The sequence below is a fragment of the Pantoea sp. LS15 genome, assembly GCF_012241585.1.
Classification (GTDB): domain Bacteria; phylum Pseudomonadota; class Gammaproteobacteria; order Enterobacterales; family Enterobacteriaceae; genus Enterobacter.
In genome coordinates, this window is record NZ_JAAVXA010000008.1 from 204,244 (window position 1) to 229,952 (window position 25,709).

Sequence of the window (25,709 nt, forward strand, 5' to 3'; positions counted from 1 at the left end):
GATTAAGGCGTTAAAGTTTTTTGGCTTTTTCCACTGCTTCTTCGATGGAACCAACCATGTAGAACGCCTGCTCTGGCAGGTGATCGTATTCGCCTTCCATGATGCCTTTAAAGCCACGGATGGTGTCTTTCAGGGAAACGTATTTACCCGGAGAACCGGTAAATACTTCCGCAACGAAGAATGGCTGGGACAGGAAGCGCTGGATCTTACGCGCACGTGCTACCACCAGTTTGTCTTCTTCAGACAGTTCATCCATACCCAGGATGGCGATGATGTCTTTCAGTTCCTGGTAACGTTGCAGCAGGGACTGTACGCCACGCGCGGTGTCGTAGTGTTCCTGACCAACAACCAGTGGATCCAGCTGACGGCTGGTGGAGTCCAGCGGGTCAACGGCTGGGTAGATACCCAGAGACGCGATCTGACGGCTCAGTACCACGGTTGCATCAAGGTGCGCAAAGGTGGTTGCTGGTGATGGGTCAGTCAAGTCATCCGCAGGTACGTATACCGCCTGAACGGAGGTGATAGAACCGGTTTTGGTAGAGGTGATACGTTCCTGAAGAACACCCATCTCTTCCGCCAGAGTCGGCTGATAACCTACCGCTGAAGGCATACGACCCAGAAGTGCAGATACTTCTGTACCGGCCAGGGTGTAACGGTAGATGTTATCGACGAACAGCAGAACGTCACGGCCTTCGTCACGGAACTTCTCAGCCATAGTCAGACCAGTCAGCGCAACGCGCAGACGGTTTCCTGGTGGCTCGTTCATCTGGCCGTAAACCAGGGATACTTTGTCCAGAACGTTGGAGTCGGTCATTTCGTGGTAGAAGTCGTTACCCTCACGAGTACGTTCACCTACGCCCGCAAATACGGAGTAACCGGAGTGCTCGATCGCGATGTTACGGATCAGCTCCATCATGTTTACGGTTTTACCTACACCCGCACCACCGAACAGACCAACTTTACCGCCCTTCGCAAACGGACACATCAGGTCGATAACTTTGATGCCGGTTTCCAGCAGTTCCTGAGAGCTGGACAGCTCTTCGTAGGAAGGTGCCGCGCGGTGGATAGCCCAACGCTCTTCTTCACCGATGTCGCCTTTCATGTCGATTGGTTGACCCAATACGTTCATGATACGACCCAGAGTTGCTTTACCTACCGGGACTTCGATCGGGTGCTCAAGGTCTTTAACTTCCAGACCACGACGCAGACCGTCGGAAGAACCCATCGCGATGGTACGCACGATACCGCCGCCGAGCTGCTGCTGAACTTCCAGCACCAGGCTCTCGTTACCATTCTGTACCTCAAGCGCGTCGTACACGCGTGGTACGGCGTCCTGAGGGAACTCGACGTCCACCACGGCGCCGATTACCTGGACAATCTTTCCAGTAGCCATCTTGAATCCTCTACGTAATTCGTAAACCTGGTTAAACCGCGGCGGCCCCCGAGACGATCTCGGTGAGTTCCTGAGTAATGCTGGCCTGACGAGCTTTGTTGTAAACCAACTGCAGCTCTTTAATCAGGCTGCCGCCATTATCGGTCGCGGCTTTCATCGCCACCATTCGTGCGGCCTGCTCGCTGGCCAGGTTTTCTACAACGCCCTGATAAACCTGAGATTCAACGTAACGACGCAGCAGGGTATCCAGCAGCGGTTTCGGATCGGGTTCATACAGGTAATCCCAGGCTTTGTGCTTCAGCTCATCATCTTCTGATGCCGGTAAAGGCAGCATCTGAGTGAGCGTTGGAACCTGAGACATGGTGTTAATGAATTTGTTGCTGACAACGTACAGTCTGTCCAGACGGCCTTCATCATAAGCCTGCAACATCACTTTAACCGGGCCGATCAGTTCTGACAGGGACGGGTTATCACCCATACCGGTCACCTGAGCGACAATGTTGCCACCAACGGAGTTAAAGAAAGAGACGCCTTTAGAGCCGATCATTGCGATATCGCACTGAACGCCTTTTTCAGACCATGCTTTCATATCCGCCAGCAGTTTTTTGAACAGGTTAATGTTCAAGCCGCCACACAGACCACGGTCGGTCGACACCACCAGGTAGCCCACGCGCTTAACGTCGCGTTCTTCCAGGTAAGGGTGCTTATATTCCAGATTACCGTTTGCAAGGTGACCAATCACTTTGCGCATGGTTTCTGCATAAGGACGGCTGGCCGCCATGCGATCCTGCGATTTACGCATTTTGGAAGCGGCGACCATCTCCATCGCTTTAGTGATCTTTTGCGTGTTCTGGACGCTTGCGATCTTACTACGTATCTCTTTTGCGCCGGCCATGAGCTTCTCCTCAATGCCAGGCGGCTTGTCCTGAGACAAGCCGCCGGACGATTACCAGGATTGGGTTGCTTTGAAGGAATCGAGGATAGCTTTCAGCTTGCCTTCGATTTCGTCGTTATAGCCACCGGTCTGGTTGATCTCTTGCATCAGCGGAGCGTGATCACGGTCGACGTAAGCCAGCAGAGCGGCTTCGAAGCTACCGATTTTCGCCAGTTCCACATCTTCGAGGTAACCGCGTTCAGCCGCGAACAGTACCAGGCCCTGCTGAGCAACAGACATTGGTGCGTACTGTTTCTGCTTCAGCAGCTCGGTCACTTTCTGACCGTGGCTCAGCTGTTTACGGGTTGCTTCGTCCAGATCGGATGCGAACTGAGAGAACGCAGCCAGTTCACGATACTGTGCCAGCGCGGTACGGATACCACCGGACAGTTTCTTGATGATCTTGGTCTGAGCAGCACCACCAACACGGGATACGGAGATACCCGGGTTAACCGCCGGACGAATACCGGAGTTAAACAGGTTGGTTTCCAGGAAGATCTGACCATCGGTAATGGAAATTACGTTGGTCGGAACGAACGCAGAAACGTCACCCGCCTGGGTTTCAATGATCGGCAGTGCGGTCAGAGAGCCCGTTTTACCCTTCACTTCACCTTTGGTGAAGTTCTCGACGTATTCCGCGTTAACGCGGGAAGCACGCTCCAGCAGACGAGAGTGGAGGTAGAATACGTCGCCAGGGAACGCTTCACGTCCAGGTGGACGACGGAGCAACAGGGAAACCTGACGATAAGCAACAGCCTGTTTAGACAGGTCATCGTATACGATCAGTGCATCTTCACCGCGGTCACGGAAGTATTCGCCCATTGCGCAACCCGCGTATGGCGCCAGGTATTGCAGTGCAGCAGATTCGGAAGCAGTTGCAACAACAACAATGGTGTTAGCCAGTGCGCCGTGCTCTTCCAGTTTACGAACCACGTTAGAAATGGTGGACGCTTTCTGGCCGATAGCCACGTACACACATTTGATGCCGGAATCACGCTGGTTGATGATGGCGTCGATAGCCATCGCGGTTTTACCGGTCTGACGGTCACCGATGATCAGTTCACGCTGACCACGACCGATTGGGATCATGGCATCAACGGACTTATAACCTGTCTGAACAGGCTGATCTACGGACTGACGATCGATAACGCCTGGTGCGATAACTTCGATTGGGGAGAAGCCATCGTGCTCAACCGGACCTTTACCGTCGATTGGCGCACCCAGGGTGTTAACAACGCGACCCAGCAGGCCACGGCCAACCGGCACTTCCAGAATACGGCCAGTACACTTAACCTTCATGCCTTCGGCGAGGTCAGCGTATGGACCCATCACAACTGCACCTACGGAGTCGCGCTCCAGGTTCAGTGCGATAGCGTAACGGTTACCCGGGAGGGAAATCATCTCACCCTGCATACAATCGGCCAGGCCGTGAATGCGGATAACACCGTCACTTACAGAAACAATAGTACCTTCATTGTGAGCTTCGCTCACAACATTGAACTGAGCAATGCGCTGCTTGATCAGTTCGCTGATTTCGGTGGAATTCAGTTGCATGCTCCAGTCCCCTTAAGACTGCAAGACGTCTGCAAGGCGCTCAAGACGGCCGCGTACGCTGCCATCAATGACCATATCACCCGAACGGATGATTACGCCTGCCATTACAGACTTATCGATTTTGCAATTCAGCTTAACTTTGCGTGACAGACGTTTTTCCATCGCGGCGGTAATTTTCGCAAGCTGTTCATTACTCAGTTCAGTTGCAGAAGTGACTTCAACTTCTGCAGTAGCTTCACTAAGGGCACGTAAGTGCTCAAACTGCTCGAGAACATCCGGGAGCACACGGAGACGACCATTTTCTGCCATAACCTTAATCAGGTTCTGGCCGTTGGCATCCAGTTGCTCTCCGCACACGGCGATAAACGACGCGGCGAGAGTTTCAGGTGCTAACGCACCGGAAAGCAACTCGGCCATTTGTTCGTTTTTCGTCACCTCAGCGGCAAACGCCAGCATATTCTGCCAGCGATCGACATTTTGGTGTTCGATAGCAAAGTCAAAAGCTGCTTTGGCGTAGGGGCGAGCTACCGTAACAAATTCAGACATCAGCCCCTCCCTCCTTACAGTTCAGCGACAAGTTTGTCCACGATGTCGCTGTTAGCAGCTTCATCCACGGAACGTTCGATGATCTTCTCGGCGCCAGCAACAGCCAGAATCGCAACCTGCTTACGCAGTTCTTCACGAGCACGTTTACGCTCAGCTTCAATTTCAGCCTGAGCCTGTGTCACGATCTTAGTACGTTCCTGTTCTGCTTCAGCTTTGGCTTCGTCCAGGATCTGCGAACGGCGTTTGTTAGCCTGTTCGATGATGACCTGAGCTTCCGCTTTCGCTTTTTTCAGCTGGTCTGTCGCGTTGGCCTGTGCAAGGTCCAAATCTTTCTTAGCGCGTTCTGCAGAAGCCAGACCGTCAGCAATTTCTTTCTGACGTTTTTCGATGGCAGCCATTAAAGGCGGCCATACATACTTCATGCAGAACCAGACAAAGAGAATAAACGCGATGGCCTGGCCGAGGATTGTTGCGTTCATGTTCACAGCACAATACCTCTTTAATTTCTGTGGCTTAGGGTTTTAAAACAACTACTACGCGACAGCAAACATCACGTACAGACCCAGACCTACAGCGATCATTGGGATAGCATCCACCAGACCCATAACGATAAAGAACTGAGTACGCAGCAGAGGAATCAGATCAGGTTGACGCGCTGCGCCTTCCAGGAATTTGCCCCCGAGGATGCCGATACCGATCGCAGCACCGATAGCCGCCAGACCCATCATCACAGCGGCAGCCATGTACAGCAGATCCATATTCAGGTTTTCCATGACAGTCTCCAGTTTGTTTCAATTAAAACGTAGTAGTGTTGGTAAAAAATCAGTGCTCTTCAGACGCCATCGACAGATAGACAATCGTCAGAACCATGAAGATAAAGGCTTGCAGCGTAATGATCAGGATGTGGAAAATGGCCCAAGGCACATTAAGAATCCACTGTGACCACCACGGCAGAAGACCCGCGATCAGAATGAAAATCAGCTCACCCGCATACATGTTGCCGAACAGTCGCAGACCCAGTGAAACAGGTTTGGACAGCAGGCTAACGCCTTCCAGGATCAGGTTGACCGGAATAAACGCCCAGTGGTTGAACGGCTGCAAGGTAAGCTCTTTCACAAAGCCGCTTACGCCTTTCATTTTGATGCTGTAGAAAAGAATCAGGATAAACACGCCCAGCGCCATCGACAGGGTGATGTTCACGTCAGCAGACGGTACAACACGCAGTGCAGGCAGGCCGAAGATGTGCTCGCCGATAAACGGCAGCAGATCGATTGGCAGCAGGTCCATCAGGTTCATCAGGAAGACCCAAACGAACACGGTCAGGGCCAGCGGAGCAATCAGCTTGCTCTTGCCATGGTACATGTCTTTAACGCTGCCATGGACGAAGCCGATGATCATTTCGATGAACGTCTGGAATTTCCCTGGAACACCGCTGGTCGCTCTTTTAGCAACACCGCGGAACATGGCCAGGAACAGAAGACCCAAAACCACCGAGAAGAACATGGAGTCGATGTTGATCGTCCAGAAGGTGGCCGGGGGGTTATGTGGATCCACCAGCGAGAATGTACGCAGGTCCAGCTGAAGGTTATTCAGATGGTGACCTATGTAATCCTGCGGCGTCATATTTTCTGAAGCCATGATGCCTTTTACCCTTTGTTATTGATTACAGCTGGAGCCAGAACTTGTACCACCAGCACCAAAACCCACGTAGCTATCAGCGGCATGAAGACCACTTTCAAAACCGCCAGCGCCATCACCAGTAGAGCAAAGGTCAGCAACACCTTACACACTTCGCCGAGAGCGAAGGACCAGGCCACGCGGCCTTTGGCGGGTGTATGCGCCTGATGACGCCAGGCAAAAATCATAAACAACACGTTTGGCAGCACAACCGCCAAACCCCCGCACACGGCGGAGATGCCCCAGAAGGGGTCTTTGAGGCTAAACAGCAGTCCACTTGCTATCACAGCCAGAAACTGAACGAACAGAAGCTTACGAGCAACGTTTCTACTCAAGAGCGACACAGACATCACGTTTTTACTCCTGCTCCCTTCGAGGTATGCCGCGTGTCGTATAAAACGTCCTTTAAGGCTCAGAGTCAAGCATCAAAAAGCGGTCAAATTATACGGTGCGCACCCGTGATTTCAAACATTAAGTAGCGAAAAGGTGAATAAATGTTTAAATATTTTTCCCCACCGCTATTTTTTAACTTTCTCAGAAAGCATCGACCTTCGACCAAAAGTGCAAACAGCGCGAAAACGTTGTCAATAAAGCGTGCACAAGATCACAAAACACACATTTGCGATAAGGTTGTATTAATCAAAGACGCAAATCGCTTAAATTTATCTTTATGAAATCAAACACAAAATGTCGTAACTATTTTCAAAACAGCCCAGTACACAATAAAAACCTTTCATTGACATTCTTAATAAATAATTAACATTGCGTTCTGGTTACGGCTCCCCACTTTTAGCAGACTTATATTTTCACAGATGACTATCTTCTCGGTGAATAACATTCGCTACGTTAACAGGAAGATAAACCTTAGTGAGAAAGCGGTTAAAAGGTCACCGATAAAACCCTGGTAGTTGTGCTGTTTTTTAACATGGTAAGAACAGCACAAATTCCACATTTTTTATTAATCTTTTAAAAATTGTTTGGTTTAATTATCACCAGGTGACGTTCTCCATCGAGCTGAGGAACATTTAATTTCTCGATGGATTCAACAGCAAAGCCGTCCGGAAGCTGTTCAATCTCATCACCAGGTAACAGACCTTTCAGCGCATAAAAACGGCCATTCTCTGCCGGCAAGTGCTTACACCAGCTCACCATATCATTGAGCGAAGCAAACGCGCGGCTGATAACACCATCAAACGGTGGCTCCGCCGGGAACTCCTCTACCCTACTCTGTACGGGCGTGATGTTCTCAAGCTTCAGCTCATGCTGTACCTGACGTAAAAAACGTACGCGCTTGCCAAGGCTGTCCAGCAGCGTGAACTGGCTCTCAGGACGGACAATCGACAGCGGAACCCCAGGCAGGCCAGGGCCTGTGCCCACATCGATAAAGCGTTCACCTTTCAGATACGGCGCAACCACAATGCTATCGAGAATATGGCGAATCAGCATCTCGTTGGGGTCGCGAACAGAGGTCAGGTTGTACGCTTTGTTCCATTTGTTCAGCATATCGACATAGGCCACCAGCTGATTTTTCTGGTGATCGGTGAGCGAAAAACCTGCCTGATCCAGCAGACGAGAGAGTTTGTTGAGCACAGTGAATACCTGTTGAGAGACTTAAGTGGCGGGTGGCGCTTCGCTTACCCGCCCTACGGAGTTCTGTAGGCCCGGTAAGCGCAGCGCCACCGGGCGAATTAAACATGTTACGCGCTACGGCGCAGCATACCTTGCTTTTTGAGCCATACCAGCAGGATCGAAATCGCCGCAGGTGTCACACCGGAGATACGGGACGCCTGACCAATTGACACGGGTTTATGATCGTTCAGCTTGGCGATCACTTCGTTGGAAAGGCCAGTAACCTGACGATAGTCCAGCATTTCTGGCAGCAGCGTGTTTTCATTGCGCTGCTGTTTCTCAATCTCATCCTGCTGACGTGCGATATAACCTTCGTATTTAACCTGGATCTCAACCTGCTCTGCCGCTTCAGCGTCTTCCAGGCCAGGTGCGAACGCGGTCAGTTTCACCAGATTTTCGTAGGTAACTTCAGGGCGGCGCAGCAAATCTTCACCGCTGGCTTCGCGCGACAGTGGTGCAGTCAAGTGAGCATTCACTTCAGCTGCAGTTTCCGCCTGCGGATTCACCCAGGTGGTTTTCAGGCGCTGACGTTCCTGTTCAATACGCTCCAGCTTCTCGTTGAAACGCGCCCAGCGCTCGTCATCCACCAGACCCAGCTCACGGCCCATTTCGGTCAGACGCAGGTCGGCGTTATCTTCGCGCAGCATCAGACGATATTCCGCACGAGAGGTAAACATACGGTACGGTTCTTTTGTGCCCAAAGTGCAGAGATCATCAACCAGCACACCCAGATACGCCTGAGAACGGCCTGGTGCCCAGCCTTCTTTCTCAGCAGAGAAGCGCGCAGCGTTCAGACCGGCAAGCAGACCCTGTGCAGCCGCTTCTTCGTAGCCGGTGGTGCCGTTAATCTGCCCCGCGAAGAACAGACCGTGGATGAATTTGCTCTCCAGGGTTGGTTTGAGATCACGCGGGTCGAAGAAATCGTACTCAATAGCGTAGCCAGGGCGAACAATTTTCGCATTCTCCATCCCCTGCATTGAGCGAACAATTTGCATCTGCACATCGAACGGCAGGCTGGTGGAGATGCCGTTCGGATAAATTTCGTTCGAGGTCAGCCCTTCCGGTTCCAGGAAGATCTGGTGCTGATTACGATCGGCAAAGCGCATCACTTTGTCTTCGATCGACGGACAGTAGCGTGGGCCGATGCCTTCAATCACGCCAGCGTACATTGGGCTGCGATCGAGGTTATTACGGATCACGTCATGGGTTTTCTCGTTGGTATGCGTGATGTAGCACGGTACCTGCTGCGGATGTTGCGCCGCATTGCCCATGAACGAAAATACGGGCATTGGATTATCACCATGCTGTTGCGCCAGCACACTGAAATCAATGGTGCGCGCATCAATACGTGGTGGTGTTCCCGTTTTCAGGCGGCTGACGCGTAGCGGCAGTTCACGCAGACGGCGAGACAGTGGAATAGACGGCGGATCGCCAGCACGGCCACCGCTGTAGTTATCCAGACCGATGTGAATTTTACCGTCCAGGAATGTGCCCACGGTCAGCACCACGGCTTTCGCGCGGAACTTGAGGCCCATCTGGGTTACGGCACCCACGACACGATCGTTCTCAACGATAAGATCTTCAACCGCCTGCTGGAAGATCATCAGGTTTGGCTGATTCTCCAGTGCAGTACGTACCGCCTGACGGTAAAGCACGCGGTCAGCCTGGGCACGGGTCGCTCGTACCGCAGGACCTTTACTTGCGTTTAGTATCCTAAACTGAATGCCAGCGTGATCGATCGCTTTCGCCATCAGGCCGCCAAGTGCATCCACTTCTTTTACCAGGTGTCCTTTCCCAATGCCGCCAATCGCCGGGTTACAGGACATTTGTCCAAGCGTGTCGATATTGTGTGTCAAAAGCAGGGTCTGCTGACCCATTCGCGCTGCGGCCATTGCGGCCTCAGTGCCTGCATGACCCCCGCCAATGATAATGACGTCAAAAGGATCCTGATAAAACATGGTGGTCTGCCTCGCGTAAAGCGGTATGAAAATGGATTGAAGCCCGGGCCGTGGATTCTACTCAACTTTAGTCTTTCGAGAAAGCATTGGGATCCTGGGCTATTAAAAAGAAGATCTTTTTATTTAGAGATCTGTTCTATTGTGATCTCTTATTAGGATCGCGGACCTTTGTGGATAAGTCCGATCCCGCAAATAAGATCATGCAGTTAGGGAGGATCGTTTGCTGTGAATGATCGGTGATCCTGGACCGTATAAGCTGGGATCAGATCGCCATTTTATGCACAGGTCAAAAACTAAACCAGAGTTGTTATTTGGATAACTACGGCTTAATACGAGCTTTTAACCAGAGTTATCCACATCTGTTCGCGCGATCTTTAATCGTTTTAGAGTAAATTTTTCCATTCCGCCAGCCAGATCTCGGCTGGATCTTCCGGAATATCATGATCGAGGATGTTGATCTTCAGTGTTTCACCCAACTGTTTTGCGCCACAGGCTGTCACAGCGGCTTCAACTTTCTCTATTGCGCCACAGAAGGTGTCATATTCACGACTGCCGATACCGACCGCACCAAAACGGATACTGGACAGGTCAGGTTGCTGTTCCTGCAGTTCGTCATATAAAGGTTGCAGGTTATCCGGTAGATCGCCTGCGCCATGTGTGGAGGTGATCAGCAGCCAGATCCCATCAGTCGGAAGATCTTCAAGCAACGGTCCATGCAGTGTTTCTGTGGAAAAACCTGCTTCTTCCAGCTTCTCAGCCAGATGTTCCGCAACGTATTCCGCACCGCCCAGGGTGCTGCCACTGATAAGAGTAATGTCAGCCATTGATCGCTCGCTCAGATAAAGAGGCGGCCATTGTACGCTGTGAACGAGCTGGGATCTACCTGTGGAAAATGTGGGAATGAATTTGCCCGATCACGGGCGGATGGTACGCATGATCGGGTTTTGCAGGGAGATCAGGGTCTCGGTGGACTGAATTTCATCGATTGTTTGGATCTTGTTGATAAGTACCTGCTGAAGGGCGTCGATGGATCGACACATGACTTTTATAAAGATGCTGTAGTGCCCGGTGGTGTAATACGCCTCTGTGACTTCATCGAGTGCGTTCAGCTTCGCCAGGGCAGAAGGGTAGTCTTTGGCGCTTTTAAGAATAATGCCGATAAAGCAGCAAACGTCATAACCCAGTTGCTTAGGGCTGACGTCAATACGTGCGCCGGTAATGATCCCCGCCTGTTTCATCTTCTCTACGCGAACATGGATTGTTCCCGGGCTGACACCAAACTGTTTTGCCAGTTCGGCGTAGGCGGTACGGGCATTAGCCATTAAGGCCTCCAGGATGCCGCGGTCGAGATTGTCGATCTGATAATTTTCCATAGCTTTTTCTTATGAAGATTAATGAATCACTCTATTCTAGCGGTTTATTTTATCGAATCAAAAGTGAAGGTGGCTTTTTGTTGATGGGTTATTGAATCAGGTGCCGTTTCTGTTGCTTAATCAATAGCAACAGGACGCAGGAGTATAAATAATGAAAACCGCTTATATCGCAAAACAACGCCAGATCAGTTTCGTTAAATCCCATTTTTCACGCCAGCTGGAAGATAAACTTGGACTGATTGAAGTCCAGGCTCCCATTCTGAGCCGTGTAGGTGACGGGACGCAGGATAACTTGTCTGGAAGCGAAAAAGCGGTGCAGGTGAAAGTGAAAACACTGCCAGATGCCCAGTTCGAAGTGGTTCATTCCCTGGCGAAGTGGAAGCGTCAAACTCTGGGGCAACACGACTTCAGCGCGGGCGAAGGGCTCTACACGCACATGAAAGCCCTTCGCCCCGATGAAGACCGCCTCACCCCAATTCACTCTGTCTATGTTGACCAGTGGGACTGGGAGCGCGTAATGGGTGATGGCGAGCGCCACGTCGGTACGCTGAAATCCACCGTTGAAGCGATCTACGCCGGGATCAAAGCAACCGAAGCGGCCGTGAGCAAAGAGTTTGGTCTGGCACCGTTCCTGCCGGATACGATCCATTTTGTGCACAGCCAGGAGTTGCTGAGCCGTTTCCCGGATCTGGATGCTAAAGGCCGTGAACGCGCAATCGCCAAAGAATTAGGTGCCGTGTTCCTGATGGGGATCGGCGGCAAACTGTCTGACGGCAAACGCCACGACGTTCGTGCGCCGGATTATGATGACTGGAGCACCCGCGGTGAGAGTGAATACGCGGGTCTTAACGGCGATATCCTGGTCTGGAACCCGGTGCTGGAAGATGCGTTTGAGCTCTCTTCTATGGGGATCCGCGTGGATGCCGATGCACTCAAACGTCAGCTGGCGGTTACTGGTGACGAAGATCGTCTTAAATTAGAGTGGCACCAGTCGCTGCTACGCGGAGAAATGCCGCAGACCATTGGTGGCGGTATCGGCCAGTCCCGTCTGACCATGTTGCTGCTGCAACTGCCACATATCGGTCAGGTTCAGTGTGGCGTCTGGCCGCAGCAGGTACGCGAAAGCGTCGGCTCCCTTCTGTAATTAACGCCGCCAGCGCCTGAGCAGGCGGCTACGCAACCCGGTATCGAAGCGCCAGATATGATCGAAGATGCGCATGATGCCGGGTTTTCCATGAGCGGACATCGCCACCGCATGGAAACGGTGCTGATGCACCCGCTGTAACTCTTTCACTTTATTGACTACATCATCCGGCAGCCGCTGGGCAATAAAATCGGAAATCACCACCGCGTCAGCGTCGTACCAGTCGCCTCCCTGCATACGCTCCACAATGCTACGAAAACAGCTGGCTAAATCCGTGCCGCCGCGAAAACGCTGGCTTAAAAAACGGATCGCCTGTTCGATACCTTGCTGGTTCGTTAGCTCATAACCCACCACCTCGCTGGAGAAGAGCATGATGAAGCAGCGACGACGATCGGCGAGCGCCACGCGCATCAGAGCCAGACAGAACGCCTTCGCACATTGCTCATTAAACCCGCCCATCGATCCGGACGTATCCACACAAACAATAAAAGGTCCGCGCGGCTGCTCATCAAAATCCTGGTGGACAACTGGCCGCTGGCTGAGCTTCTCGCGCCAGGCTTCGCCGTGTAGCCGGTAGGTAAGAAGCTGCTTTTCCACCAGCCGACGGTAAAACTCATACTCCAGTTCAGTCATTCCCAGCGTACTGAGTTCGGTGGGCAGCAGGCGCAAAATATCATCGCTTTGCTGAAGCCCGTCGACCTGCTCGGGAACGGTTGCCGGTTCGCGTACCAGGGTGCGGAAAGTTTCCATCGGGGCATCTTTCTTTGGAACTGACTTTGCCTCCCTTGAACGACCCAGCTGTTCTGCAAGTTTCATCAGTTCGGGCTGCTGGGCCAGAAAATCGCCGTACTTGACGATCAGCTGATAATCCCCGCGCCGAAGCTGACCGGCGCTCATGTCCCAGAGACGCCCGGCGGCATTTTCATTTTCCACCAGCACCTGCTCGAGCTGACCGCTTAAGGTCATGCGTTCCTGAACTTCACTGAGCAGTTGTTCACGCTCCTCATCCAGTAGTTGCTGGTTCAATGTCGTGGCCTGAACGACAAGGCTGAGGCGCCAGCGCTGTAAAAAGAGAGTGTGCAACGCGGGGGTGAAGGTGGCGTTATCCGTGACCAGCGCCCGGGCCTGGCTGGCAAACGGGGAGTGGACGTTGTCGAGCAATGTCAGGGTTTGCGGAAGCTGAACGATAAACTGTGGCGTTGAGAGCCGCTGGCACTGCTGATAACAGGCCACCTCTTCCGTTAGCTCAGGAGGTACCTCGGTCTCTTTGAACCGCTGACGCAAGTTTTCTCGCCAGCGTGGGAGATCGTCCGTCATCGCTTTTTTAAGCTTCGGAAATTTTTCAAAGAATGCGGCCAGTTGCGGCGACGCCAGAAGGGTGATGACCACTTCTTCGATCAACCCTTCTTCGCTGACGGCCAGCATGACGTTAAGCGTATCCAGCGTTAGCATTGACGCGCCTGTTTAATCTGTGTACTCACATCCTGCAGGCTGGCTTCAATGCGACCTAACCAGTCGCTATGTATAAAGAGGCATTTTTGCTGCTCGCTAAAGCGGGTGTGTTGCTGGTGCCATTCTGTATCCAGCGCTTCCAGTTGCAGCTTAATCTCTTCAGGAACGCTGTCAGAGGCGGTGCCTGGCAGTGCAAGACGCGATCCCTGCAGGCTCACATCGCGGATCACCAGATGCTGGCTACTGTCCACTTCCATATTTAGCGGCTGCGCGAAACCGATGCCGTTGAGTTTTCCACGGATCTCTCCACCTTTATCCAGCCATTGCGAGAGCGGCTCGCGCTCAATCGTAACGTGCACGACCTGCATATCATGGAGTTTAAGCGGTTGCTGGAGCAGCAGGGTAAGCGTCGGGCTGGTCAGCTCGGCGGGTAATTCGTAGTGAGGTTTGCGGGCGAACATTCCACCCAGCCGGTTCACTTTCAGCGCCGTTTTATCACTTTGTTGCTGCTGTAACTGGATGCGTCGTTGGGCAATCGCTCCAAGCTGGTTCAGCATCGCCTGCTGTCCCCAGGCGTGTCCGGTCATCAATATTTCAAGCTGTTGCTGCATCAGGTTCATGCCTTCTGCGTCGTGCCAGAGGCAATCTTTCAGCAGGATCAGATCGATTGGCGCAACGGCATCACGGCCGCTGAACAGGGCGCTGGCCTGTAGCAGGCGGATCGCTTTTTTCCAGCGACGATCGGAGACATAGGGCGCTGAAGGCAGTAAATCGAGCTGCTGGCGCAGCATGAAGATCAGCTCGAAGACGGCATCTGGCAGTTTGATTTTGCCGATCTCCTGCTGCCACTGCTGATATTCCTCATCAGTAACCTGAAGCGAAGCGGAGACCGGGTTTTCATTCTCATCCTGCTGGCTCACCAGCATAGAGCGGAAGTTGGATTTATCCTGCACTTTGTCCAGCCACAGGCGGATCAGCATGCGGTCATACAGCGCTTCCAGACTGCTGTCGGCCTCGGGGAGTTCGTTGGAGGCGGCCACCAGCAGGCGCATCGGGATTTTCTCTTCGCTGGCGCCGTTGCGGAACCGACGTTCGTTAATCGCCGTCAGCAGGGTATTCAGAATCGCCGGGCCGGCTTTCCAGATCTCATCAAGAAAGACAATTTCAGCCTCAGGCAGATAACCCGCCGTCAAACGCTCATAGCGCCCCTCATCTTTCAGCGCCTGAATGGAAAGCGGGCCGAAAACTTCTTCAGGGGTGGAAAAGCGGGTCATCAGGTATTCGAAGGCGCGGGCGTTCTGAAAAGCAAATTTCAGCCGGCGGGCAATCAGGCTTTTGGCGATCCCCGGTGGACCCAGCAGAAATACGCTTTCACCGCTCAACGCCGCCAGTAAACAGAGGCGGATGGCGTGGCTACGCTCGAAAAGGCCTTTCTCCAGCGCGCTGCTGAGGCGGGAAATTCTTTCTGCTAATAAATGTGAGTGAGCCATAATAGTTTTTGCATCCTTTCGCCGTCGTGGCGGCCAATTGAAGCGAGTATAGACGTTTCAGCCAGGGCTGGTAATAGACTGAAGTGCGGCGCAATTTTCTTTGCGCTACATTAATGCGGTTGCATTTAGGGGTACGATTTTGCAACGAATCAGGCATACTGTGCGCTTTTTGTGGACCAAGGGACCAGGAACACATTTGTTATTTAAACGAAAAGACTAGTCTATGAGCACTGATAATAAGCAATCATTACCCGCAATTACGCTTGCGGCGATCGGGGTTGTCTACGGTGATATCGGCACCAGCCCGCTTTATACGCTTCGTGAATGTCTGTCCGGCCAGTTTGGCTTTGGTGTTGAACGCGATGCCGTATTTGGCTTCCTGTCCCTCATCTTCTGGCTGCTGATCCTGGTGGTTTCTGTTAAATACCTCTCCTTTGTCATGCGTGCAGATAACGCAGGTGAAGGTGGGATCCTGACCCTGATGTCCCTTGCCGGGCGTAATACGTCAGCCAGAATGACGTCGGTGCTGGTCATCATCGGCCTGATTGGCGGCAGTTTCTTCTATGGGGAAGTTGTCATCACGCCTGCTATCTCAGTGCTTTCGGCGATAGAAGGGCTTGAGATTATCGCGCCGCAACTTGATACGTGGGTTGTCCCGCTGGCGATAATTGTTCTGACGCTACTGTTTGTGATCCAGAAGCACGGTACCGGGCTGGTGGGGAAACTGTTCGCGCCAATTATGCTGGCCTGGTTCCTGATCCTGGCGGCGCTTGGCTTGCGCGGTATCATTGATAACCCGGATGTGCTGCAGGCGCTGAACCCTTACTGGGCTGTCCATTTCTTCCTCGAATACAAAGTGGTTTCCTTCGTGGCGCTCGGCGCCGTTGTGCTCTCTATCACCGGTGTTGAGGCGCTGTATGCGGATATGGGTCACTTTGGCAAACTGCCTATTCGCGTGGCGTGGTTTATCGTGGTACTGCCATCTCTGGCACTGAACTACTTCGGCCAGGGTGCGCTGCTGCTGAAAAACCCGGAGGCGATTAAGAACCCGTTCTTCCTGCTGGCTCCAGAGTGGGCGCTGGTGCCGATGCTGATCCTTGCCACGCTGGCGACGGTTATTGCTTCTCAGGCGGTGATTTCCGGGGTGTTCTCTTTGACGCGCCAGGCTGTGCGTTTGGGGTATCTCTCACCAATGCGCATCATCCATACCTCAGAGATGGAGTCGGGCCAGATCTACATCCCGTTCGTTAACTGGCTCCTCTATTTCGCTGTGGTGATTGTGATCGTCAGCTTTGAGCACTCCAGCAATCTCGCTGCAGCATACGGTATTGCGGTAACGGGTACGATGGTGCTGACATCACTTCTTTCTACCACGGTGGCATACCGAAACTGGCACTGGAACAAATTCCTCGTGGCGATGATTCTGGCGGGCTTCCTGTGTATTGACGTACCGCTGTTCTCTGCCAACCTCGACAAGATTGTCTCCGGTGGCTGGCTACCGCTGACGCTGGGTCTGGTGATGTTTATTGTCATGACCACATGGAAAAGCGAGCGCTTCCGTCTGCTGCGTCGTATGCATGAGCACGGTAATTCTCTGGAGGCGATGATTGCTTCGCTGGAGAAATCCCCGCCAGTGCGTGTACCGGGAACGGCGGTGTACATGTCTCGTGCCTTGAACGTGATCCCGTTTGCGTTGATGCATAATCTTAAGCACAACAAGGTATTGCACGAGCGTGTGATTCTACTGACGTTGCGCACCGAAGATGCGCCGTATGTTCACAATGTACGTCGTGTTCAGATTGAGCAACTCTCGCCAACCTTCTGGCGCGTGGTGGCAAGCTACGGCTGGCGTGAAACGCCGAACGTGGAAGAGGTCTTCCACCGCTGCGGTCTTGAAGGGCTGAGCTGCCGGATGATGGAGACATCATTCTTCATGTCACACGAGTCACTGATTATTGGCAAGCGTCCGTGGTATTTGCGCCTGCGCGGCAAGTTGTACCTTATCCTGCAACGTAACGCCCTGCGTGCGCCAGACCAGTTTGAGATCCCGCCTAACCGTGTGATTGAGCTGGGTACACAGGTCGAGATTTAAGCCTGCATTAAATGCCGGGTGGCGCTGCGCTTACCCGGCTTACAAAACCCCCTGCCTACCCTCCATAATTGTCTCTACATTTCACTTAGCGAAACGTTTCGACGTCGATCACAAATCTGTTACGTCACGGTGGTTTTCTGAACACTGTTGAGACTAAACTGATTTTAGCGAAACGTTTCGCTAGTGGAGCAAGAAAATGAAGAAAGGCACTGTACTCAACTCAGAAATCTCGTCGGTTATTTCCCGTCTTGGGCATACCGATACGCTGGTGGTTTGCGATGCAGGCTTACCGGTTCCGCGCAGCACAACCCGTATTGATATGGCGTTAACGCAGGGCGTGCCCTCGTTTATGCAGGTACTGGATGTGGTGACTGCGGAGATGCAGGTTGAGGCGGCCATTCTCGCGACGGAGATCAAACAACATAATCCGCAACTCCACGAAACGTTGCTCAGCCACATTGAGCAACTGCAACAACACCAGGGAAACACTATAGAAATTCGTTACACAACGCACGAACAGTTCAAACAACAAACCGCAGACAGTCAGGCGGTGATTCGCAGCGGGGAGTGTTCCCCGTATGCGAATATCATTCTCTGTGCTGGCGTCACGTTCTGAGGCCATCATGGACGCATTACTGCAACTCAAAGGGATCGATAAGTCGTTCCCGGGCGTAAAAGCCCTCTCCGGTGCGGCGCTGAACGTCTACCCCGGGCGCGTGATGGCGCTGGTGGGCGAAAACGGCGCTGGCAAATCCACCATGATGAAAGTGCTGACGGGTATCTATCAACGCGATGCCGGTTCGCTCGTCTGGCTGGGAAAAGAGACCACCTTCAATGGCCCAAAATCCTCTCAGGAAGCGGGTATCGGTATTATCCACCAGGAGCTGAACCTGATCCCGCAACTGACCATTGCGGAGAACATCTTCCTGGGCCGCGAGTTTGTAAATCGATTCGGCAAAATCGACTGGAAAACCATGTATGCCGAAGCGGATAAACTGCTGGCGAAGCTGAACCTGCGCTTTAAGAGCGACCGACTGGTAGGTGAACTCTCCATTGGCGATCAGCAGATGGTGGAAATCGCCAAGGTGCTGAGTTTTGAGTCGAAGGTCATCATTATGGATGAACCGACTGACGCCCTGACCGATACTGAAACCGAATCCCTGTTCCGCGTTATCCGCGAGCTAAAATCGCAGGGGCGCGGGATTGTCTATATCTCTCACCGCATGAAAGAGATCTTCGAGATTTGCGATGACGTGACCGTCTTTCGCGACGGGCAGTTTATTGCCGAGCGCGAAGTAGCCACGCTGACCGAAGATACCCTTATCGAAATGATGGTGGGGCGTAAGCTTGAAGATCAATACCCGCATCTGGATAAAGCGCCGGGTGACATCCGCCTGAAGGTAGACAATCTCTGCGGTCCAGGTGTGAACGATGTGACCTTTACCCTGCGTCAGGGGGAAATCCTCGGTGTGGCGGGCCTGATGGGCGCTGGGCGTACTGAGCTGATGAAAGTGCTCTACGGCGCACTGCCGCGCACCAGCGGTTATGTCACTCTTGATGGCCACGAAGTTGTCACTCGCTCTCCGCAAGATGGTCTGGCGAATGGCATTGTCTATATTTCTGAAGACCGTAAGCGCGATGGCTTAGTGCTGGGCATGTCGGTAAAAGAGAACATGTCGCTTACTGCACTGCGCTATTTCAGTCACAGCGGCGGTAGGCTGAAACACAAAGATGAACAGCAGGCGGTGAGCGATTTTATCCGTCTGTTTAACGTCAAAACACCGTCGATGGAGCAGGCAATTGGCCTGTTGTCCGGCGGTAATCAGCAGAAGGTGGCCATTGCGCGTGGTCTGATGACGCGCCCGAAAGTGCTGATCCTCGATGAACCAACCCGCGGTGTGGACGTCGGCGCGAAGAAAGAGATCTATCAGCTAATTAACCAGTTCAAGGCCGACGGTCTGAGCATCATTCTGGTCTCTTCCGAGATGCCAGAAGTATTAGGCATGAGCGATCGCATTATCGTCATGCATGAAGGGCATCTCGGCGGTGAATTCACTCGCGAGCAGGCCACCCAGGAAGTTCTGATGGCTGCCGCTGTGGGCAAGCTTAATCGCGTGAATCAGGAGTAAGAAGATGACTACCCAGGCTGTTTCTGGTCGCCGTTATTTCACAAAGGCATGGCTGATGGAACAAAAATCGCTGATTGCCCTGCTGGTGCTGATCGCGATTGTGTCGACCATGAGTCCAAACTTTTTCACCGTTAATAACCTGTTCAACATTCTGCAGCAGACTTCTGTCAACGCCATTATGGCGGTCGGGATGACGCTGGTGATTTTGACCTCAGGGATCGATCTGTCCGTTGGTTCCTTACTGGCGCTCACCGGTGCGATCGCCGCTTCCCTTGTCGGTGTTGAAGTTAACGCATTAGTGGCCGTGGCAGCTGCGCTGGCCGCTGGGGCGGCAATCGGTGCCGTGACCGGCGTGATTGTGGCGAAAGGCCGTGTTCAGGCGTTCATCGCGACGCTGGTGATGATGCTGCTGCTGCGCGGTGTGACCATGGTTTACACCAACGGCAGCCCGGTGAACACCGGCTTTACCGATAACGCTGATCTGTTTGGCTGGTTCGGTATCGGTCGCCCGCTGGGTATCCCGACGCCGGTCTGGATCATGGCTATCGTCTTCCTGGCGGCGTGGTACATGCTGCATCACACCCGTCTGGGTCGTTATATCTATGCGCTGGGCGGTAACGAAGCGGCAACGCGTTTGTCCGGGATTAGCGTCAATAAAGTTAAAATTATCGTTTATTCCCTGTGCGGCTTGCTGGCTTCTCTGGCAGGCATCATCGAAGTGGCGCGTCTTTCCTCCGCGCAGCCAACGGCGGGCACGGGTTATGAGCTGGATGCCATTGCGGCAGTGGTTCTGGGCGGTACGAGTCTTGCGGGTGGTAAAGGTCGCATTGTTGGGACATTGATCGGCGCACTGATTCTCGGTTTCCTGAATAATGGTTTGAATTTGTTAGGTGTTTCCTCCTATTACCAGATGATCGTTAAGGCAGTGGTGATTTTGCTGGCGGTACTGGTAGACAACAAAAAACAGTAACTGACGACACTACAGGACATCTTAGATATGAACATGAAAAAACTGGCTACCCTGGTTTCTGCTGTCGCGCTGAGCGCAACCGTAAGTGCTAACGCTATGGCGAAAGACACCATCGCGCTGGTTATCTCCACGCTGAACAACCCGTTCTTCGTCTCTCTGAAGGATGGCGCGCAGAAAGAAGCGGACAAACTGGGCTACAACCTGGTGGTGCTGGATTCCCAGAACAACCCGGCGAAAGAGCTGGCTAACGTTCAGGACTTAACCGTTCGTGGTACCAAAATTCTGCTGATCAACCCAACTGATTCTGATGCCGTAGGTAACGCCGTTAAAATGGCAAACCAGGCGAAGATCCCGGTAATCACCCTGGACCGTCAGGCCTCTAAAGGTGACGTGGTCAGCCACATTGCGTCTGATAACGTGCTGGGCGGTAAAATCGCGGGTGATTACATCGCGAAGAAAGCAGGTGAAGGTGCGAAAGTTATCGAATTGCAGGGTATCGCGGGTACCTCTGCTGCCCGTGAACGTGGCGAAGGCTTCCAGCAGGCCGTTGCTGCACACAAATTTAACGTCCTGGCCAGCCAGCCTGCCGACTTCGACCGTACTAAAGGTCTGAACGTGATGCAGAACCTGCTGACCGCACATCCTGACGTGCAGGCGGTATTCGCGCAGAACGACGAAATGGCACTGGGTGCGCTGCGTGCCCTGCAGACCGCAGGTAAATCTGATGTGATGGTTGTCGGATTTGACGGCACGCCGGATGGTGAAAAAGCAGTAAACGATGGCAAACTGGCTGCGACCATCGCTCAGCTGCCGGAGCAGATTGGCGCGACTGGCGTTGAAACTGCCGACAAAGTGCTGAAGGGCGAAAAAGTTCAGGCCAAATACCCTGTTGACCTGAAACTGGTCATCAAGCAGTAAAAGGCGAATCAGGCAGCCGCTGGCTGCCTGAGGGACACCAATAAAGAAAAGTGTGGCATACGCCACCGGGTAACACCGGTGGCGCTCTCAGATGGACAACCCAACCATGAAAACCGCAGGCAACCTCGTCGTCCTTGGCAGTATCAATGCCGATCACATTCTTAACCTTGAATCATTCCCAACACCGGGCGAAACCGTCACGGGTAACCAGTATCAGGTGGCATTTGGCGGTAAAGGTGCAAACCAGGCCGTCGCCGCCGGTCGCAGTGGGGCGAATATTGCGTTTATCGCCTGCACGGGTGATGACGATACCGGTGAGCGCGTACGCAAACAGCTGGCGAGCGACAACATTGATATCGCACCGGTCAGCGTGGTTGCAGGGGAATCTACTGGCGTGGCGCTGATTTTCGTCAACGCAGAAGGTGAGAATGTCATCGGTATTCATGCTGGCGCCAACGCTGCGCTGACAACGGAGCGCGTAGAAGCGCAACGTGAGATCATTGCGAATGCCGAAGCGTTGCTGATGCAACTGGAGTCACCGGTTGAAAGCGTGCTGGCCGCCGCCAAAATTGCGCATGAAAATCATACCACTGTCGTACTAAATCCAGCTCCTGCCCGTGTATTATCAGACGAGCTGCTGGCGCTGGTGGACATCATTACGCCAAACGAAACCGAAGCGGAAAAGCTGACGGGCATTCGTGTCGAAAATGATGACGATGCCGCGCGAGCTGCACGTGCATTGCATGATAAAGGCATAGGTACCGTGATTATCACCCTTGGTAGCCGTGGGGTGTGGGCAAGCGTCAATGGCGAAGGCCGTCGAGTGCCGGGCTTTAAGGTGAAAGCGATTGACACCATCGCCGCGGGAGACACCTTTAATGGTGCGCTGGTGACCGCGCTACTGGAAGGCAAGCGAATGGATGATGCGATCCGTTTTGCACATGCTGCTGCCGCGATTGCCGTGACGCGCAAAGGGGCCCAACCCTCCGTTCCGTGGCGTAAAGAGATCGATGAATTCTTAAGTCAGCAGGGGTAACGCTTGGCAACAATGAAAGATGTCGCCCGCATGGCGGGCGTTTCTACCTCGACGGTCTCTCACGTTATAAACAACGATCGCTTTGTCAGCGAGGCGATTCGGGAGAAAGTCGAAGCTGCGGTTAAAGAACTCAACTATGCGCCATCTGCGCTGGCGCGTAGTCTTAAGCTCAACCAGACGCGCACTATTGGTATGCTGATTACGGCCAGTACCAACCCTTTCTATTCTGAGCTTGTGCGAGGTGTAGAGCGTAGTTGCTTCGAGCGTGGCTACAGCCTGGTGCTGTGCAATACCGAAGGTGACGAGCAGAGAATGAACCGCAACCTGGAGACGCTGATGCAAAAACGCGTCGACGGGCTACTGCTACTCTGTACAGAAACACACCAGCCCTCGAAAGAGATTATCCAGCGTTATCCCTCTATTCCTACAGTAATGATGGACTGGGCACCGTTCGACGGTACCAGCGATCTGATTCAGGATAACTCCCTGCTGGGGGGCGACATGGCCACCCAGTATCTGATCGATAAAGGTTATACCCGCATTGCCTGTATTACCGGTCCACTGGATAAAACACCGGCGCGCCTGCGTCTGGAGGGGTATCTCTCTGCGATGGCCCGGGCGGGTCTTTCTGTTCCCGAAGGCTACCGTATAACTGGTGATTTTGAGTTTCACGGTGGTTTTGACGCGATGCAGACCTTACTGGCGCAGCCGCAGCGTCCGCAGGCCGTCTTTATTGGCAACGATGCCATGGCATTTGGCGCCTATCAGGCGTTATATCAGGCAGGTTTGCGCGTTCCGGATGATATGGCGGTAATTGGCTACGATGATATTGAACTGGCCAGCTACATGACCCCACCGCTGACCACGATCCATCAGCCGAAGGATGAACTGGGTGAGCTGGCCATTGATGTACTGATCCATCGAATGGCGCAGCCCACGCTGCAACAACAACGTCTGCAGCTTACTCCTGTTCTGATGGAACGGGGTTCGGTTTAGACTTTGCTTTGTGGCGTTCTTTGATCAGGTTACGTCCGTCTTTCGGTTTTAACAGCATAAAGACCAACGCTGAAACGACGGTAAGAACGCCCATTGTGATAAACGTATAGTGGAACTGCTCGACGGTATTCGCGCTGTCAAAACCTTCATAAAACCGCAGTACCGCCGCACTTACGGCCACCCCAAGACTGATCGACAGCTGTTGTGTCACCGCCAGCACGCTGTTACCGCTACTGGCATTCTCATCTGTCAGGTCTGCCAGCGTGATGGTATTCATCGACGTAAACTGCGTTGACATCGCCATGCCCAGTACAAATAACGGCAGTATCAACATCCATACGGGAAGGGCGGCGGATTGCAGAGAGAACTGCGCAATCATCAGACCGATAAAGACCGTTACGCCAACCAGCGTCTTACGATAGCCAAACCAGCGCAGCACTTGTGTAACCGTTGATTTTGCCAGAATCGAGCCCATTGCCGTGGGCGCCATCATGCAGCCAGCAATCAGTGCCGGGTAACCGAAACCTACCTGCAGCATCAATGGCATCAGAAACGGTACGCAACCTGTCCCCAGACGTGACGCAATGTTGCCTGCGATCCCTACGGAAAAGGTTCGGGTGTTAAAGAGTCCGAGTGAGATTAACGGTGTCGGGTGACGGCGCGCGTGACGTATATAAAGAAGGAACAACAGAATACCGCCGAGGATGACGGCTAGCGCCAGCCACGTTTCGACGATTTTCTCACCAAACAGCTCCATCCCGCTGGAGAACAGCACCAGGCTCAGGCCAAACAGGAAAAAGCCGCCCATATCGAAGCTGCGCCTTGGCGTGGTGAAGTTCGGCATATATTTGCGGGCATACAGCAGCCCCGCAACGCCAATAGGAATATTAATCAGGAAGATCCAGTGCCAGCTTGCCCAGGTGACAAACACGCCGCCGAGTACCGGGCCAAGTATCGGACCAACCAGACCTGGCATGGTGACGAAGTTGAGCACGGGAAGCAGTTCGCTTCGAGGATAGGCTCGCAGCAAGGCAAGGCGTGCCACGGGCATCATCATCGCTCCGCCAATACCTTGTAATACGCGGAAGATAACCAGTTCTGTTAAGGATGAGGAGAGCGCACAGGCCAGCGAACCGAGCGTAAAGAGTGTCACGGCCAACATGAAAACTCTGCGGGTGCCGAAGCGGTCGGCCAGCCAGCCGCTGACAGGGATTAACATTGCGACCGTCAGGGTGTAGCTGATGATGGCGGACTGCATTGCCAGCGGGGAGCGGTTGAGGCTTTGCGCAATAGCGGGAAGCGCAGTGTTGAGGATGGTGGCATCCAGTGCCTGCATAAAGAACGCCATGGCTGCAATCCACGGCAATCCGGCCATGCTGCGCGCTTTTTTCTTTGTCATTTATTTACCTGCTGGTGGGTTGGCGCGGCCAGCAATGCCTGGCACGCACTCAGGGCTCGCTGCCCATCGCTTTCCTGAATGGCATCCACTATCGCCTGATGCAAATCCAGTTTAACCACTTCGTCTTGTGTAATAGAGGTAAAGTAAGTGTGATACACCGAATGAAATAAAGAGGCAAAAGAGGTGAGGAACGGATTGGCGCTCATCATATAGATATGTTCATGCCAGGCCATATCGACCTCAACCCAGCGCTCCCGGTTGAAGTGCTTTTTCAGGAACACCATCTCTTCCATTAACGCATTGAGTTGTGCTTTCTGTTCTGCCGTTCCAAGCGTGGCAGCAAGCAGGCACGCCTGTGGTTCAAGACTGCTGCGCATCACCAGAAAGTGATCGACAACCTGATGAAAGTTATCTTCCGTCATCCACCAGGAGAGCAGCTCCTGATCGAGAAAGTTCCAGTTACTCTGTGGCATGACACGTGTACCAATGCGGGGACGTGGAAGCACCATACCTTTTGCCGTCAGGGTTTTCACCGCTTCACGAACTGCTGTACGACTCACTCCAAACTGCTCACCCAGCTCCATCTCACCCGGCAGGATACTACCCGGGGTATATTTACCCGCTAAAATCCGCTGAGCCAGCTTCTCTGCCAGCACATACGACAGGTTTTTTTGGGCGGCCAGCTGTTGTGCGCTTAATGGCATCGCTTTTATTCCTTAAATATCCATGCTGATAATTATGCCACCTCGAGTGTGATTGTGGTTGCAGATACATCAAATAGAACAATTTGTAGCTTGATTTCACCTCTGTTGGTGAAAAAAAACGCGGATGAAAACTTTTTTTAAATTTCCTCTTGTCACTTAGGAATAACTCCCTATAATGCGCCTCCACTGACACGGAACAACGGCACACACGCCGCCGGGTCAGCAGAGAAAAGCAAAATAAACGCTTGACTCTGTAGCGGGAAAGTGTAATATGCACACCCCGCGCCGCAGCGAAAACGAAGCGGCACTGCTCTT

Annotated in this window: 24 protein-coding genes; 8 read left to right on the forward strand and 16 right to left on the reverse strand. The window is 53.0% G+C overall.

All coding sequences use genetic code 11. The features are described 5' to 3' along the window. Nucleotides 1-10: 10 nt before the first annotated feature. From atpD to asnC, 12 genes are all read right to left on the reverse strand, one after another. Complete coding sequence (gene atpD / locus HED65_RS14155) at nucleotides 11-1,393, reverse strand: F0F1 ATP synthase subunit beta (protein ID WP_003862362.1); 1,383 nt, start codon at nucleotides 1,391-1,393, stop codon at nucleotides 11-13. A 31-nt stretch (nucleotides 1,394-1,424) separates the two neighbouring features. After that, nucleotides 1,425-2,288 (reverse strand): F0F1 ATP synthase subunit gamma, encoded by an 864-nt coding sequence (atpG, locus tag HED65_RS14160; RefSeq protein ID WP_023333921.1) that lies wholly within the window; start codon nucleotides 2,286-2,288, stop codon nucleotides 1,425-1,427. A 51-nt stretch (nucleotides 2,289-2,339) separates the two neighbouring features. After that, the gene (gene atpA, locus HED65_RS14165) at nucleotides 2,340-3,881 is read right to left on the reverse strand and encodes a F0F1 ATP synthase subunit alpha (RefSeq protein WP_028017764.1); all 1,542 of its coding nucleotides are present in this window, start codon (nucleotides 3,879-3,881) and stop codon (nucleotides 2,340-2,342) included. A gap of 12 nt (nucleotides 3,882-3,893) precedes the next feature. After that, on the reverse strand, nucleotides 3,894-4,427 hold the full coding sequence (gene atpH / locus HED65_RS14170) for a F0F1 ATP synthase subunit delta (RefSeq protein WP_028017763.1): 534 nt from the start codon (nucleotides 4,425-4,427) through the stop codon (nucleotides 3,894-3,896). Nucleotides 4,428-4,441: 14 nt separating this feature from the next. Beyond that, nucleotides 4,442-4,912 (reverse strand): F0F1 ATP synthase subunit B, encoded by a 471-nt coding sequence (gene atpF / locus HED65_RS14175; protein WP_003862370.1) that lies wholly within the window; start codon nucleotides 4,910-4,912, stop codon nucleotides 4,442-4,444. Between the two features lie 48 nt (nucleotides 4,913-4,960). Further along, nucleotides 4,961-5,200, reverse strand: coding sequence for a F0F1 ATP synthase subunit C (gene atpE / locus HED65_RS14180; RefSeq protein ID WP_000429386.1), 240 nt, complete (start codon nucleotides 5,198-5,200; stop codon nucleotides 4,961-4,963). Nucleotides 5,201-5,249: 49 nt separating this feature from the next. Then, nucleotides 5,250-6,065 carry a F0F1 ATP synthase subunit A gene (gene atpB, locus HED65_RS14185; RefSeq protein ID WP_023309789.1) on the reverse strand — a complete coding sequence of 272 codons (816 nt, stop codon included), beginning with the start codon at nucleotides 6,063-6,065 and terminating at the stop codon, nucleotides 5,250-5,252. Between the two features lie 8 nt (nucleotides 6,066-6,073). After that, on the reverse strand, nucleotides 6,074-6,454 hold the full coding sequence (gene atpI, locus HED65_RS14190; RefSeq protein WP_023333920.1) for a F0F1 ATP synthase subunit I: 381 nt from the start codon (nucleotides 6,452-6,454) through the stop codon (nucleotides 6,074-6,076). Between the two features lie 616 nt (nucleotides 6,455-7,070). Beyond that, nucleotides 7,071-7,694 carry a 16S rRNA (guanine(527)-N(7))-methyltransferase RsmG gene (gene rsmG, locus HED65_RS14195; protein WP_114979046.1) on the reverse strand — a complete coding sequence of 208 codons (624 nt, stop codon included), beginning with the start codon at nucleotides 7,692-7,694 and terminating at the stop codon, nucleotides 7,071-7,073. Nucleotides 7,695-7,801: 107 nt separating this feature from the next. Next, a complete protein-coding gene (gene mnmG / locus HED65_RS14200; RefSeq protein WP_014072433.1) occupies nucleotides 7,802-9,691 on the reverse strand; it encodes a tRNA uridine-5-carboxymethylaminomethyl(34) synthesis enzyme MnmG in 1,890 nt (629 codons plus the stop codon). A 383-nt stretch (nucleotides 9,692-10,074) separates the two neighbouring features. Further along, nucleotides 10,075-10,515, reverse strand: coding sequence for an FMN-binding protein MioC (gene mioC, locus HED65_RS14205; protein ID WP_114979047.1), 441 nt, complete (start codon nucleotides 10,513-10,515; stop codon nucleotides 10,075-10,077). Nucleotides 10,516-10,605: 90 nt separating this feature from the next. Then, complete coding sequence (gene asnC / locus HED65_RS14210; RefSeq protein WP_008500198.1) at nucleotides 10,606-11,064, reverse strand: transcriptional regulator AsnC; 459 nt, start codon at nucleotides 11,062-11,064, stop codon at nucleotides 10,606-10,608. A gap of 151 nt (nucleotides 11,065-11,215) precedes the next feature. On the opposite strand from asnC, the gene asnA reads away from it, so the two are divergent. Further along, entirely contained in the window at nucleotides 11,216-12,208 is a 993-nt protein-coding gene (gene asnA, locus HED65_RS14215; RefSeq protein ID WP_049006047.1) for an aspartate--ammonia ligase, read from the forward strand. Here asnA and viaA read toward each other — a convergent pair whose 3' ends face one another. Then, nucleotides 12,209-13,660, reverse strand: coding sequence for an ATPase RavA stimulator ViaA (gene viaA / locus HED65_RS14220; protein WP_114979048.1), 1,452 nt, complete (start codon nucleotides 13,658-13,660; stop codon nucleotides 12,209-12,211). After that, complete coding sequence (gene ravA, locus HED65_RS14225; protein ID WP_114979049.1) at nucleotides 13,654-15,150, reverse strand: ATPase RavA; 1,497 nt, start codon at nucleotides 15,148-15,150, stop codon at nucleotides 13,654-13,656. The genes viaA and ravA overlap by 7 nt, the downstream gene beginning before the upstream one ends. Before the next feature lie 223 nt (nucleotides 15,151-15,373). On the opposite strand from ravA, the gene kup reads away from it, so the two are divergent. From kup to rbsR, 7 genes are all read left to right on the forward strand, one after another. Continuing rightward, a complete protein-coding gene (gene kup, locus HED65_RS14230; RefSeq protein WP_114979050.1) occupies nucleotides 15,374-17,242 on the forward strand; it encodes a low affinity potassium transporter Kup in 1,869 nt (622 codons plus the stop codon). 196 nt (nucleotides 17,243-17,438) lie between these two features. Next, a complete protein-coding gene (gene rbsD / locus HED65_RS14235; RefSeq protein WP_114979051.1) occupies nucleotides 17,439-17,858 on the forward strand; it encodes a D-ribose pyranase in 420 nt (139 codons plus the stop codon). Between the two features lie 7 nt (nucleotides 17,859-17,865). After that, nucleotides 17,866-19,371 (forward strand): ribose ABC transporter ATP-binding protein RbsA, encoded by a 1,506-nt coding sequence (gene rbsA, locus HED65_RS14240; protein ID WP_114979052.1) that lies wholly within the window; start codon nucleotides 17,866-17,868, stop codon nucleotides 19,369-19,371. A gap of 4 nt (nucleotides 19,372-19,375) precedes the next feature. Further along, entirely contained in the window at nucleotides 19,376-20,341 is a 966-nt protein-coding gene (gene rbsC, locus HED65_RS14245; RefSeq protein WP_028017754.1) for a ribose ABC transporter permease, read from the forward strand. Between the two features lie 27 nt (nucleotides 20,342-20,368). Further along, a complete protein-coding gene (rbsB, locus tag HED65_RS14250; RefSeq protein WP_028017753.1) occupies nucleotides 20,369-21,259 on the forward strand; it encodes a ribose ABC transporter substrate-binding protein RbsB in 891 nt (296 codons plus the stop codon). A gap of 106 nt (nucleotides 21,260-21,365) precedes the next feature. Then, nucleotides 21,366-22,295, forward strand: coding sequence for a ribokinase (gene rbsK, locus HED65_RS14255; protein ID WP_028017752.1), 930 nt, complete (start codon nucleotides 21,366-21,368; stop codon nucleotides 22,293-22,295). A 3-nt stretch (nucleotides 22,296-22,298) separates the two neighbouring features. Continuing rightward, nucleotides 22,299-23,291, forward strand: a complete 993-nt coding sequence (gene rbsR / locus HED65_RS14260; protein ID WP_114979053.1) for a ribose operon transcriptional repressor RbsR — start codon at nucleotides 22,299-22,301, stop codon at nucleotides 23,289-23,291. Here rbsR and mdtD read toward each other — a convergent pair. Beyond that, a complete protein-coding gene (gene mdtD, locus HED65_RS14265) occupies nucleotides 23,257-24,690 on the reverse strand; it encodes a multidrug transporter subunit MdtD (RefSeq protein ID WP_114979054.1) in 1,434 nt (477 codons plus the stop codon). The genes rbsR and mdtD overlap by 35 nt on opposite strands. Then, the gene (locus HED65_RS14270) at nucleotides 24,687-25,394 is read right to left on the reverse strand and encodes a FadR/GntR family transcriptional regulator (protein WP_114979055.1); all 708 of its coding nucleotides are present in this window, start codon (nucleotides 25,392-25,394) and stop codon (nucleotides 24,687-24,689) included. The genes mdtD and HED65_RS14270 overlap by 4 nt, the downstream gene beginning before the upstream one ends. Nucleotides 25,395-25,709 lie beyond the last annotated feature (315 nt).